General features: G+C 42.6%; 14 protein-coding genes. 2 read left to right on the top strand and 12 right to left on the bottom strand.

All coding sequences use genetic code 11. The features are described 5' to 3' along the window. Positions 1-4: 4 nt before the first annotated feature. Together atpB and atpE are read left to right on the top strand one after the other, a co-directional pair. On the top strand, positions 5-628 hold the full coding sequence (gene atpB, locus B9A22_RS00360; RefSeq protein WP_371361039.1) for a F0F1 ATP synthase subunit A: 624 nt from the start codon (positions 5-7) through the stop codon (positions 626-628). A 133-nt stretch (positions 629-761) separates the two neighbouring features. After that, positions 762-1013 carry a F0F1 ATP synthase subunit C gene (atpE, locus tag B9A22_RS00355; RefSeq protein ID WP_084573609.1) on the top strand — a complete coding sequence of 84 codons (252 nt, stop codon included), beginning with the start codon at positions 762-764 and terminating at the stop codon, positions 1011-1013. A 227-nt stretch (positions 1014-1240) separates the two neighbouring features. Here the strand turns inward: atpE and chrA are convergent, their stop codons facing one another. The 12 genes from chrA to B9A22_RS00295 form a co-directional block, all read right to left on the bottom strand. Further along, complete coding sequence (gene chrA, locus B9A22_RS00350) at positions 1241-2476, bottom strand: chromate efflux transporter (RefSeq protein ID WP_084573608.1); 1236 nt, start codon at positions 2474-2476, stop codon at positions 1241-1243. A 316-nt stretch (positions 2477-2792) separates the two neighbouring features. Beyond that, complete coding sequence (locus tag B9A22_RS00345) at positions 2793-3449, bottom strand: corrinoid protein (protein ID WP_084573908.1); 657 nt, start codon at positions 3447-3449, stop codon at positions 2793-2795. Between the two features lie 197 nt (positions 3450-3646). Continuing rightward, positions 3647-3931 carry a DUF2325 domain-containing protein gene (locus B9A22_RS00340; RefSeq protein ID WP_084573607.1) on the bottom strand — a complete coding sequence of 95 codons (285 nt, stop codon included), beginning with the start codon at positions 3929-3931 and terminating at the stop codon, positions 3647-3649. 371 nt (positions 3932-4302) lie between these two features. Continuing rightward, positions 4303-4671: a helix-turn-helix domain-containing protein gene (locus tag B9A22_RS00335; protein ID WP_084573606.1), complete on the bottom strand. Its 369-nt coding sequence runs from the start codon at positions 4669-4671 to the stop codon at positions 4303-4305. A gap of 250 nt (positions 4672-4921) precedes the next feature. Beyond that, complete coding sequence (locus B9A22_RS00330; RefSeq protein WP_084573605.1) at positions 4922-5353, bottom strand: hypothetical protein; 432 nt, start codon at positions 5351-5353, stop codon at positions 4922-4924. Further along, positions 5346-5939: a GTP-binding protein gene (locus B9A22_RS00325; protein ID WP_176215327.1), complete on the bottom strand. Its 594-nt coding sequence runs from the start codon at positions 5937-5939 to the stop codon at positions 5346-5348. Before B9A22_RS00325 ends, B9A22_RS00330 begins: the two co-directional genes overlap by 8 nt. 117 nt (positions 5940-6056) lie before the next feature. Beyond that, on the bottom strand, positions 6057-6854 hold the full coding sequence (locus B9A22_RS00320) for a methyltetrahydrofolate cobalamin methyltransferase (protein ID WP_084573603.1): 798 nt from the start codon (positions 6852-6854) through the stop codon (positions 6057-6059). A gap of 53 nt (positions 6855-6907) precedes the next feature. Continuing rightward, entirely contained in the window at positions 6908-8287 is a 1380-nt protein-coding gene (locus B9A22_RS00315) for a methyltransferase MtaB domain-containing protein (protein ID WP_084573602.1), read from the bottom strand. 15 nt (positions 8288-8302) lie between these two features. Beyond that, entirely contained in the window at positions 8303-8935 is a 633-nt protein-coding gene (locus B9A22_RS00310) for a cobalamin B12-binding domain-containing protein (RefSeq protein WP_084573601.1), read from the bottom strand. Between the two features lie 356 nt (positions 8936-9291). Next, on the bottom strand, positions 9292-9987 hold the full coding sequence (locus B9A22_RS00305; RefSeq protein WP_084573600.1) for a corrinoid protein: 696 nt from the start codon (positions 9985-9987) through the stop codon (positions 9292-9294). A gap of 13 nt (positions 9988-10000) precedes the next feature. Continuing rightward, complete coding sequence (locus B9A22_RS00300) at positions 10001-11272, bottom strand: PocR ligand-binding domain-containing protein (RefSeq protein ID WP_084573599.1); 1272 nt, start codon at positions 11270-11272, stop codon at positions 10001-10003. 37 nt (positions 11273-11309) lie between these two features. Next, a complete protein-coding gene (locus B9A22_RS00295) occupies positions 11310-13145 on the bottom strand; it encodes an ASKHA domain-containing protein (protein WP_084573598.1) in 1836 nt (611 codons plus the stop codon). Positions 13146-13581 lie beyond the last annotated feature (436 nt).

Genomic DNA, 13581 nt, shown 5'->3' with positions numbered 1-13581 from the left:
TGGGATGATATTTCATCTAGATACTCTATATATGACTTGGCTTACCATGGCAATTATTATTGTGGGTGCAGTAATAGCGCGAAGAGGAAAAGAAATTGTACCACGGGGCTGGCAAAATTTCGTAGAGATGGTAATCGAAGAGTTGCTCACGCAGATCGAAGCTACTATGGGGCCAAAGGGTAAAATATTTGCTCCATTTATTATGACCTTATTTCTATTTTTGCTTGTATCGAATTGGTTGGGTTTAGTTCCTGGTTTTACATCACCGACGAATGATATTAATACAACACTTGGCTTAGCATTGGCGGTTCTTGTGCTGGTACACGGCCTAAGTATTCATACCAAGGGAATCGTGCCCTATATAAAGCATTTCTTCCAACCGCATGTATTGTTCTTTCCTATCACTGTAGTTGAGGAATTGGCTAAACCGGTTACCTTATCGTTTCGTCTTTTTGGCAACATCCTGGCTGGCGAAATATTAATCGTTATTTTGGGTATTTTAGTTCCCTATGTTGTGCCGACTTTGTGGTTAGCCTTCAGTGTATTTGTTGGCATCATTCAGGCGCTAATTTTTACAATGCTGTCCATGTCTTATCTGGCAGGTGCTTTACAAGACCATCATGATTAAACGCCGGCCCATCAATTCATAATTTTACCCTTCCATTTTATTTGGAGGTAAATTGAAACAACCTCGCTTGAGGTTAGTTATTCCAGACTTTGAGACTATTAAATTATGCTTGGCAGGAAAGGAGGAAAGTACATTGGAACAAGCTATCATCATTGCTGCTTCAGTACTGGCCGCTGCGATTGTAGTTGGCTTAGCAGCATTTGGCGCTGCGACCGGTGACGGGCAAGTAACGGCAAAAGCTGTCGAAAGTATTGCCCGTCAGCCTGAAGCGAAAAATTCAATTCTTGTATCCATGTTAATTTCGGTAGGGTTAATCGAATCAATTCCGATTATCGCTGCCGTTATTGCGATTGTTCTCGTTTTTTCAAATCCATTTGTAAAGTAAGCAAGTGGGCGTTTGTGGCATTGACTTAGAAGTTAGATATTTCTAGCTGCTTATATGGGCATTATTATATCAATTAATATATCGGGATCCTGTCCAATACGTAGTTACATTCGGAATTTACACCAATAAAGGTGCTAAATGGCCTCAATCCCAGAAAACTGCTGGGAGAGGCCATCTTTTTTTCGTAGTATTATATAGTCATTTATATAGTGTATTTATAATAGCGTCTACATTACAATCCCCATCAATGCCAGCAACCAGTACACTATGGTTCCGCTGACAATTGTCACAATGATATCTAACTTGCCAAACCGCATTGCCAGGAAAGCCATCATTGCCACAATAAACGAAGGTATATCTGTCAGTGAATGCCGGGCCAAACCAACAACCAAAACAGCCATCATACCGGTAAATGAGGCTGCAATGCCTTTGAGAGCGGCCTGAACCCAAGTGGTATTTCTAATTTTTTGGTGTATTTGGGCAGTCCCCATAACCAAAAATAATGAAGGAAGAAAAATACCCATAGTCGCAGCAATTGCCCCGCTGATAGCCGCAACTTTATACCCGACAAATGTAGCAATAATTAAGACAGGGCCAGGCGTCATCTGGCTGAGGGCGATACCGACAGCAAATTCCTCAAGTGTCATCCAGCCATAATGGGAGACTACTTCCTGCTGAATAAACGGGATCATCGATAATCCACCACCAAATAAAACAGCTCCCATCCGAAAGAAAACCCAGCCAAGCTGCATCAGTATAGGCTGAACTGGTGCCGCGTACAAAGCGATTGCAGCTATTGTGCCAAGCGCAATAAACCGCCAAACGCGAACAGCCAAAAAGCAATCATTTTTTGGTGCCGTGCTACGGGCTTCCAATAATACCTCTGTTTGCCTCTGAAGTGAGCGATAATAAGCCAGAATGCCGGCTAAGGCCGCTATCAGCAATACAGTAAAAGGACTTCCCGAGAAGAGCATCAATCCCGCAGAGACTAAAGCAATAATACCTGCCGCCATATCAACAACAGTAGAACGCCCCACTTCAATAACAGCGTGCGCAATGACTCCCACGATAACAACGGCGACTCCTTTAAATAAAATGCTTACTACTTCAATGGTCTGATATGTAAAATAGACATGTGATAAAATCAGCACGGTAGCGAATGGCACGAGTAAAAACGCCAAGAAGGCTGTCAGTGCACCGCTAATCCCTCTTAGTTTATAACCAACATATACAGTAAGATTGACAAAAATTGCACCAGGCAAAAGCTGCGCCAATGATAGTCCGTTAACAAAATCTTCTTCTTTAATCCATTGCTCTTTCTGTACTAATCGTTTCTTGGTTTCAGCGGCAAGCGTCGGCCCAAAACCAGTCGAGCCAATGACTATATAAATGAGGAATAGCCGCCACAGCGGAATAACCTCACTGTCTGACTTTAGCGTTGATCTCTGATTTGCTGTACCCAAAACATCACCGCCTTATTGTTCCACCAAACAGTACTACCTACAAAACTAACCGACTTAATTACTATCGATATATACTCATTTAGCTGCTAACTATCAATTTCCTGCATCCCCTACTAAAAAGCTATATCAAGCCGGAGTGCCCAGTGACAACTCCGGCTTGATATAGCTTCTACTCAGTAAATTGCCATCGGTGGAAACGCGCAGCCTGTTGATAATATAAAGCCTGCGCCGTTATTTCGGATGAGGTTAGTTGTGTTCCTTAATTTGTACTACACTCATATTGAACCTCCATCCATCAATAATTCTTCTATTCTTTCTACCCTGCTGCTCCTAGAAGCCGCTTAGAAATCCTTACAGCATCTGCAGCATTAACGGCATAGCCATTAGCGCCGATTTTATCGGCAAAGCTCTGCGAAATCGGTCCGCCGCCAATAATCACCTTGTAGCGGTCTTTGATGTCTTGTTCCTGCAAAATTCGCACAACCTCGGCCATCCCATCCATCGTGGTGGTCATTAGGGTAGCTAGGGCAATAATATCAGCCTTCACTTCGTTAGCCTTTTCAACAAAGGCTAATGGTGCAATATCTCTACCCAAATCGTAAACGTCAAATCCGGAAGTCTCCAGCATAATCTTCACCAGGTTCTTACCAATATCATGGGTGTCACCTTCTACAACCCCAATGACTACTTTGCGTTTTTCCCCTTGTTCGGCAACTTTGATATGCCCTTTTAACACATCCAGCCCAGCGTACATGGCATCAGAGCACAGCAGCAGCTCAGGAATAAAATACTCTTCTTCTTCGAATAGTTTTCCTGCCCGGTCCATGCCATCAGACAGCCCTTTCTCAACAGCTTCATAGGCATCAATTTGCGCTGACACAATTTCCTGTGCCAAACTTACAGCCTCATCCTCATTCATGTCCACAACAGCCTCTGATAACTTTTTGAGTAATTCTTCCTTGTTTACCGGCATTTCAAGCCCTCCCATGATATTTAATTTACTTGACGCCAATCCCGAATTCTTCCTCCTGAACTGTTTTATACGGAGCAATGTGGATAAATTCGTCTTAATGCCAAGGACCATTGACCAGTTTATGAATATACGTTTTGTCATCTTGCACTGTCTCATGTCTCAACGTAAGCAATGCATTCTTCAGTAAATTTCAGCTACTACAGGCCTAGCCCAGCCAGTTTGCGCTCAACGGCACACCATGACCGTTTTGCATAAACCAACGGAACCGACTGAGCTTTCGCATGACTTTTTACCACTTTAGCCATGTTGTGATTGATATAATCGGTAAACACTAAGACGAAAGCAGCACTCTTGGGTATATTGAACTTTTTTACCTCGCCAGGGTTCCGGCCCTTAATATGAGCGATCTCGGTTATGCCCATATCCCGCATTTTTCCTTCAATTGCCCCCAGGTAATCAGCACCTATGACCATAGCCGTCATATCCTCATCTCCTACTTAAATTAGTCAAAAAAGAGACAACCAAAATTCTATTTTCAGGTAGAACTTCAGTTGCCTCTGGATATTCCCAGTCAGCAATACTCATCTCAATTGTGACCACAATCAAATAAAAAAGAGGCAATCGCGGCTGGGGTTACAGCCACCGATTGCCTCCGGTATTCCGGTCAGCGATATACGATTTAATTGATTAGGCTCATGTTAGCACAAAGTATAAATGGGTGTCAACCCCTAAATGCAACTTTATTCTTTATTTTTACAAAATTATCCTTGGTTTCACTGTTAATTGCGTTACAATAGCGGACCAACTCGGACGCTTATTCTTTTCAATGAACTCCTAAAGATTACGGCAAACTTCATCTCGTCTTGTGTCTTATATTCTTTATAAATTCTATCGCCTGTTCCAATTCTTCGGGGCGAATGCCAGCCTTGACTGCATAGTCCACTACACCGAAATAGTTGGGGTACCTTTCATCATTAAATAATGCTTCCAACCCATCAGAAACTCTGATTTGCTCTAACGTATCCACATCTTCACGCAGAAAAAATTCAACAGGGATTTGTAGTTCCTTGGCTAATACAACAATTTTGTCGCGACCAAACTGTCGGCGGTTGTTTTCTACGTGTGATACGTACGACTGCGTCACGTTTAATAACTTTGCCAACTGTGTGGTAGTTAATGAGAACTTTTCACGAATATATCGTACCTTATCACCAAAATTCATAGATAGGCCCTCCTATTCCGCTACCTTCCCTTGTTATATATCGTCAATTAGCGAATACTCTAGAAAAGAGCCATCAATAAGCATTTATCAGCTTTTGACAGCCCATGAAGTATTTTGCATCCTAAAATTCAACATTTTTTTCGCGATAGGACTGCAGATAATTCTTTTACATTCTTTGGAATTTATGCTATAATTTTTATAAATTCAGGAAATTGTTAATTAGAATCAAATCAGTTCAACTCATCTTGCACTAAAGATTTATTCCCCGCCCAATCCCTGAATGAAAATCGCTGATAAGAGCTCTATAAGCACATCCTCCTGAACTCTTTAGAGCGTTATTTACCACTTCTTCAACTTTACTCATTGTATGTCCAAAGACGAGGACATTCACATATACTTTCAAGCGATCTATAATAACGTCACCTTCCTTAGGCCAACACTCCGAAGGGACTACATCTATCTGGTCTAATCTAGTCAGGGACAAAAAGAGAAAATGTTCTGCCACAGGTTGCAATAACTTGGCAAGAACTTTTATATGACCTAGAATAACCTCGTTATAGGCGAGCTCTCTTCCAATTGACATCACAAGCTCTCGTAATAACCGTTCAGCTTCTAGAGTTGTAATATTGTTTCTAAAAATGATATAACGACTTTGGCTATATACAGTGGCCTCACTATTCACAATATATGACCTCCTCAAGCACGTCACTAGGTAACTTGCTGACAGCACTAGTCGCTACAACCTTTATGTGTGCGTCAATTTCCCGTAACTCGCTTTCAATCTTCTGCAACTCTTCACCGGCAATGTCCGCTTTATTAAGCACAATTAGATCACTCCCTGACACCTGTCCAATAACAAGCGGCTTTAGCATAGCTATTAGTTCAGACCATCGTCCACGGTCAACGATAGTAACTATCTTGAAAGCTGAGTAACTCTTACTATGCGTTTTAAGTATTTTAGCTGTCTTGGAGGGGTACGCCAAACCAGTCATTTCGATCATAAGCCAGTCCGGACTAAGTGACGTATGAATACTCTCAACAGCTCTTAGTAGGTCACTAGTTATTTGGCAGCAAACGCATCCCCCAAATAACTTTTTTACTTTTAAACCACTATCAGAAAAAAGTTTATCATCAATACCAGCTGCACCGATTTCATTTTCAATAATAGCGACCGTCTCTTGTCGAGTCGTTGTCAGATATTTTGCTACCTGCAACATAGTTGTAGTCTTTCCGGAACCTAGAAAACCGCCGAAAAGTATAATACGCATTGTTACCCTCCTTGTTGCTGGGAAAATTCCGGAATAAATACAAGTGATATGCATATTATTAGGCATAGAGGGCTATCACCATAATGCTGGAGACAACCCCCTTTGCCACTGCCTAAGCTACCAAACAAATGCGTCCCGTCGAAAAGCCTCAAGGTAATTGCAGCAGAAGTTGTCCCGACCGGCCAATGTTTCTGCCGTTATTATACTTGCCATCATCGCCTTATCCAACGGATTAATAATTAGCCCGTCTAACCCCTTGGCTATGCCCATAACCGCAAACATTTGATTCATAAATTTGCGATTAGGCAGTCCGTAGGAAATATTAGATAGACCGCAAATAGTGTGTACTCCTGGATAATTGGTGGTAACAGCCTGGATAGCATCCAAAAACTCAATTCCAAAAGAGTCACTAGTCGCTATCGGCTGAACCAAGGCGTCTACATAAATGTTGTCCAAAGGCACGTTATTTTTGGTTAAATCATTGATCAACTTATCGGCAATTTTCAATCTAGCCTCTGTTGTTTCCGGCATTCCTTCATCACCCATGCATAAGGCAACTACTTTTAGGTTCGTTCCAGCTATCACCGGCATCAACGCATCATAACGCTCTTTTTCTAGAGAGATGGAATTGACCATTGCTACACCTTTATGTACTTTTAGCGCAGCTTCCACACATTTGGGGTCCGGACTGTCAATGCAGCAGGGCGCGTCCACAGCTTCCTGCACTACTTTGACCAGCCATGTGAGATATTCGGCTTCTTTGCCAACGAATATCCCAGCATTAACGTCAATATAATTGGCACCGGCCTCCAATTGTTCTTTTGCAATATTTTGAATATATTTTACATCCTGAGTCTCAATAGCCGCAGTAATAGCCTTACGGCTGGAATTGATCAGTTCACCTACTACTAGCATAACGGCTACCTCCTTCTCCGTATATTTGCTCAAATTCCCAGATCTTTTGCAGGTTAATCGAGCCCATACTCGGAAGGTATGAATTTATCCAGTTCTAGTTCGCCTTTGATTTCATGCCAGAATTTCTCTTCATCGTCTGGAATAGCAGCGATTTGCTCATCCATGATATCTAACCAGGCTTTTTCACGTTCAGCTATGCATAATTCGCCTTTGTCAACGCCTTTTCGAATGGCCTCAACTGCCAACTTAGCACCTGCTTTGGTTCTTAGGAAAGGAGTCTTGGCTTTTACTAACTCTTGGCTAATTTCGAAAACTACCTTAGGACTGATTACATAAGCTTGAGGATCATATTTTGAATCTGAATCAGCCAGTAAGTCCCGCATTGTGGTTCCATAGCCTCTTTCTTTGGCTTTATTCATTAGACGGCAATCATAAATTAACTGCTCCATGGAAACAGTAGTTGCAATATCTGATAAGAGGCGAACAGGATGTACTGATTCGTTGCTCCATAGGTCAGCAACCGAAGCCGCGACGTTCCCCATCGAACTCAGATGAGCACAAGCTGCCGACTTACCTTCCATAGAAATCGGTGTACCAGTGATCGCTTTTAGGTAAACACCTTCATAACCACAGTCTTTGTCCGGGCCAACTGCCCCTGCTTCTACAGCGGCAAGCGTTCTAGCAACACTAGCCACCCTTACAACAGCGGCAAAAGAATTGGGAATAAAGTTTTTATGGGCGAGAGCAAAGGCAGTATTGGCAAAACCGCACGCTGTATCACCAGATGGAATAGAACCGTTTTCTCTTGAAACATCTACGATTTTTTCCCAGAGGAATTTCATATCTCTGCAACCCATGACGCCTAGTGCAAAGATAACTTTGGTAAGATCAGCATTAACAAGAGCATCATCGTGAATTTCTTTACCGCCAGTAGATTCGATAGCAATGAAATCAGCTCCACCTTTGGCAGATCCTTCGATAGTTCTGAGCAGATTATCCAGGATTTCTCCTTGACGCATAAGCGGCGGGCGCTTAAATTCACGTACATCACCAGGAGTAGCGCGTAAAGCACTTTTCAATCCGTATTTCGCTTCATACTCCCACATGGTGTTGCGCAATAGATTATTAATTTCAATGCCCCATTCAGGAACAAGTGTCATTTCTGGCAACATCTCAAACTCAACAACAACACCTGGTGCATATAACTCCACAGCGCGTTTTAAAGCACCATTAATTATTTCGGTATATATTTCTTTGATTTCGGGCATAGTACTTGCACTAACTTCGATAGGCGGCAGGGTAATATTCAGTTCCGGATAAATAATACCGCCGCCGATGACCATTCCGTTCTTGCACGTAACTGGATAAGGTGCGCTCCCATATACAAAATCGTTAAGGGAGTTATAAGCTAATTTATCAAAAGATTTTGCCATTTGTACACGCCTCCTTTATTTAGCTAGGATTTTTTTAGCAACGTCAACCGCAGCGACAGCATCGTCAGCATAATAATCTGCCTTAATACTCTTGCAATAGTTTTCGCTGACTGGAGCGCCGCCGATCAAAAATACAACTTTATCCCGATATCCTGCTTTTTCAAATTCCTCGACAACACTCTTCATGTAAGGCATTGTGGTAGTAAGCAGCGCTGAAAGGCAAACCATATCAGCGTTAACCTCTTTGGCTTTATTCAAGAAGGCTTCAGCAGAAACGTCGATACCAAGATCATACATTTCAATACCAGCGCCTTTTAACATCATACGAACCAGGTTTTTCCCGATATCGTGTAAATCGCCTTTTACAGTACCGATTACAGCCTTACCGATCGGTTTAACACCCGTAGCAGTCAGTACAGGCTCCAATACCAGCATGCACGTATTCATGGCTTTAGCGGCCATAAGCATTTCAGGTACATACATTTCGTTATTTTTAAACTTCTCTCCAACAGCGGCCATAGCAGCAATTAAGCCATTATTTAATATTTCTGACGGTTCTACTTTCTCAGCAAGAGCCTCAGTAACCATTTGTTTTGCTTTTGCAGCACTACCCTTTTGAACAGCAAGTGAAAGTTGACTTAAATCCATTTCGCTTCCCCCTCTTAATTCCTTTTTGCTAATACATTTAGGTTATTCGGATGATAAAACCCAATATTTTGCTTTTTGAATAGGCATATCCACCTCCTTCAACCCCCATGTCAATCCCATATATTTCCTTTACTGGTTTCATTATATCATCAAAGGGCACTTAAGAATGCATTACAGTTCTGCTCTTTTGGATACATTCCGTGCATCAGTAAATACGTGAAGAAAAATACAACTACCTCTTCACAGCCAAAAAGTGGATACATATATAGTTCTTTTCAGTCTGCTAAAGCTCACAGTCTTCCCTACAAAAACTAAATAGCCGCCCCTTTGTTTTGAAGGGTCGGCTATCGCTTAATTTAACACTCTACACTTGCAGGTTTTTTGTAATTTTCGAGCAATGCCTGTTTCCGTCGTAACACAATTTTATTTAAGTTGAGCTCTAAGAACTGTTTTGCATCTGTGGCACACTTGAAATAACAATCAGCGCCGATTTCCCGGGCAAAGCTCTCGTCCACCGGAGCACCGCCGATGGCAACTAACATGCCTTTCCGCAGCCCCGCCTCTTCCAAAGCAACAATGACTCGTCTCATTACCGGCATAGTGGTAGTTAACAAAGCAGCCATCATCAGTATCTCTGCGTTTGTTTTTTCTACTGTCTGGACAAATTTCTGTGGCGTAACATCAATTCCCAAATCAACAACAAGAGCTCCCGTACTTTTCACCATTAGTTTCACCAGATTCTTCCCGATATCATGCAAGTCCCCCGCTACAGTGCCGATTACAATGGTACCTGTTCGTCGCTTAGCCTTGTTTTTTAAATGCGGTTCTAAGATAGATAGGCCAGCATGTATAGCTCTGGCAGACATTAGTACCTCAGGTACAATAACCCGTCGATGACTATATTTATTTGCTACCTCATCCATGCCCACAATGAGTCCTTTCTCTAGTATGGAGAGGGCAGGATACCCTAAAGAAAAAGCTTTGAGGCAAAGTTCCAGCACTCTTTCCGCCTCACCACGTTTGACGCCTTCAATAATCTCCATGTAGATCATATAGAACCTCCCGCTATGATAAACTATTACGGTAAATCAATGGGGCAACGCCAATATATTTACTAAATACTTTGGCAAAATAACTTTGACTTTGAAATCCGACTGATTGAGAGACCTGAGCAACACTTAGCCCTGGATTTTTCATTAACTCGACGGCATGTTCTACCCTTACTCGGGTGATATAGTCATTGACAGTACAACCGAGTTCTTGCCGAAAAAGCCGTGATAGGTGAGATGGGCTTATAAACAGGTGAGCCGCTACATCCTCAATTTTGATATTTTGTGAATAACTTTCCATGATAATTTTTTTTGCGTCACTTACCAATCCATTGTATTTTTTATCAACTAGAGATTGACCATGGTTTAAAAAAGCTGCAACTAGTTGTTGTAAGTGGAAGAAAAACTCCTCCATTTGCTGGGAATTGTCGACTCTCTGGTAAAATTGCTGCAGCAAAGTCGTTACTCTTTCTGCCTCTGCACCACCCTCAACCGCAGCCCGTGAAGTTATGCTTGCCAGCTCGATAATCCGCCTTTTAATCGTTACCTGATCACCAATCGTTTTAATAAACAAGAGCGGTAAGAGACTTTGGAGACTCTTTTCGGCCTGAGGCTTATCCCCCAACCGAATAAAGCGAAGAAAGCTACGTTCCCTCTTGAAATATATTCCATAATCAATATCAGCTCTTACAGTGGTGGCCTTTTGTTTTTTGCGTTCCTCCAATGCCTCGTGGATTTGCTGTTTCATTTTATTTTCGCCGATTTTCTCTAAAATGTGCAAATCGTGTTTCATTAGCTGATTAACGATCATAAACAATACATCCGCAGCGGCCTGAAAACGATCAGGTGTTACGATGGTTAACTGTTTCACCATTCTTTCAAGTTCTTCGAAATCCTCTACCTCAGGATTGAGCTTACGTAGTTCATGATAGAAAAAGTGGTCCGGTTTCCATAGTAGAACCTGCCCACAAATAATACTTCCGAGCGAAGCTCCGTTGATGATGATAGGCACCACCCAGATAACCAAACCGGCACGGCAGCGGAAGAAGTAGGGTTCTTCCCACTTGGTTGCTTCCGAACTTGCCTGTATGTAAGAAGCTTGGCATTTTTTCAGCCCGTTAGGCTGGCTTCGGATATATTCACAAAACTCACAGCGCTCAGCTATATCAACCAAACCAAAGGGCTCCCCTTTGTTGTTTACCATTTCCACATGCAATCCAGTTGCTTTACAAAAATTATCCAATATATCTTGCAGATATTGGATGTTAATCAAGCTACCTTCCATCATATTTTCTCCTCTATCCAGATTCTCTCAAGCACAATACCTAAATTTCACACGGATCAATGTACATACTATCCATAAAATACATACTGAACGTAGGGCTTCCGCCCAGTTCGACATGGGTTATATTACTTGCCTGTGTTATTATGCCATCGAAAGCTCGCTGGTCCAATAACGCCTTAACCGCCCCAGCATGAGCCGCATTACCAGCCGTCTTAAGCTTTTTCAAAGCAATTTGCGGAATAAGTCCAATATCTAATGTGCTTGCTAGATTAAGATGAGAAGCAAATGTACCTGCCAAAACTACGCTATCCAAATCCTCCATGGTCATGCCGGCGATATCCAGCAAAGTCCTAATTCCCGCACAAACTGCCCCCTTGGCAAATTGTAACTGGCTGATATCCCGCTGAGTCAAAACAATGTCATTGCCAGTGGAACTATAGGATAAGATAAACTCCCGCCCCTTCTCTCCTGCGCGGATACGGCTACTAATTTCAGAGGATAGTTGAATTTCAGGATCTTCTGGATCTACAATTCTGCCCTGCTCGTTAAGGACTCCCGCCTGCCGCATTTGCTGTATAGCTTCAATAAGCCCTGAACCGCAAATACCGGTAGCCTCGCCACCACCGATTACCGTTATTGCCAGCCCCTTCTCGTCAATTGTTACTCGTTCAATGGCGCCTGGCTGAGCCCTCATGCCATAGGTAATTCCAGCACCTTCAAAGGCCGGACCAGCAGCTGTGGAGCAAGCCCACCTCCGCGCGCCGTCTTGTAGATATAACTCGCAGTTAGTACCAATATCAAGCAATAAGTGACGACCACTAACTAAGAGCTCTTCCGCCCCGAAGATAGCGCCCAGGGTATCGCCCCCAACAAAGCCGGCAATATTGGGGAATATTTGAACCTTAGCCTGAGGGTGTATCGCTAGTTTTGCCTCAGTCCCGCTTAATTGTAAATAGGCGTTACTTACCGAGACGAAAGGTGAAAGCGCTAGATAAGAGACGTCCAAACCAAGGAATAAATGGTGCATAGTGGTATTACCGACGATAACGGCTTTGAATAGATCCTTACTCCCAATCTCTGCAGCCGTACATACCTTAGCTAACAGTCCATTAATTGTGTCAATTACTGCTTGTCGTAACAAAGTACGGTTGTGCGGGCTTGCATTTGAGAACTCAATTCGCGAAATGACGTCAGAACCAAAACGAGTCTGTCCATTTTCCGCTGCCGCCAGTCGCACCATCCGGCCTGTCTCCAAGTCAAAAATAGCAACAGCTATATTTGTTGTGCCGATATCCACAGCAACGCCATAGATGGGTATAATTCCCTTTCCTGGCCGAACGTCCAACACCTCATTATTATGCAATACCACATTAACCGCAAAATTCTCCTGTCGTATTACCGGCGCTAGGGTTTGAAGCAACGGCAAGCCAATAGTCGGCTTAGTAAGGGAACACATCTCCTGAAGTTTATGCGTCAATCGTTCCCAGTCGCTACGCTCGTCAGCAAGCGAAGGCACATCTATGTCAATACTTACCTGGCTTACACTAGAATGCTGTCCACTTGTTTGCTCTGGCATGAATAAGAGGCTCTCCTTCCGGTCAACATTACCAGTTGGCCCAAAGATGACTTCCATACCTTCGCAAGCTGTGACCAGGCAAGCCAAACGCACTCCGTCAGCAAGCTCACCAGCGCTTAGTTTTTTATATTCATTGTCTAACGGCTCTGGCGCCAGTTTTGTAATTTTGACTTTGCATTTCCCACATGTTCCTCGCCCATTGCAGTCATTAGACACCAATTGGTGATGCCTAAGCAATGTATCCATTAATTTTTCCCCTTCTACCGCGGTCATGGGTATCGAGTTTGCCTTGATGTTCATTAAATTCCCCCTCCTCCAGTATAATGGGTTACCAGGTACAATCGGATTTCTCCTTTGCCGGTAGTACGGGTAAATACAGCTTCTTGGTATCTCCCGTAGAGAGTATTGATGAAACCAACAAAAAAATAAAACAGCTTAACAACTGTAAAATTTTTCAATTATATCTTTAATGATATCTAAATTTTAAAATAAAGTCAAAGGTTTATGGATAATGATGGTTCCTTCAGCAAAAATAATGCAAGAACATCATGAGTACTGGAAGATAGACCACTCCTGTGCTCGGATTAATGCTGACATAAATGGGCAATACCATTATTTTTTATTTTTACAAAATTATCCTTGACACTATTTTACTTCTTATCATATAATTGCCACAATACATTAACAAAATTTAAGGCTGATCAGACATACTGAAGGCCAAAAGAAACGGTACCGT

The organism is Sporomusa malonica (assembly GCF_900176355.1).
Taxonomy (GTDB): Bacteria; Bacillota; Negativicutes; order Sporomusales; family Sporomusaceae; genus Sporomusa; species Sporomusa malonica.
Note: the sequence above shows the minus strand (reverse complement) of the source record. Positions and strands in the feature narration are given on the sequence as shown.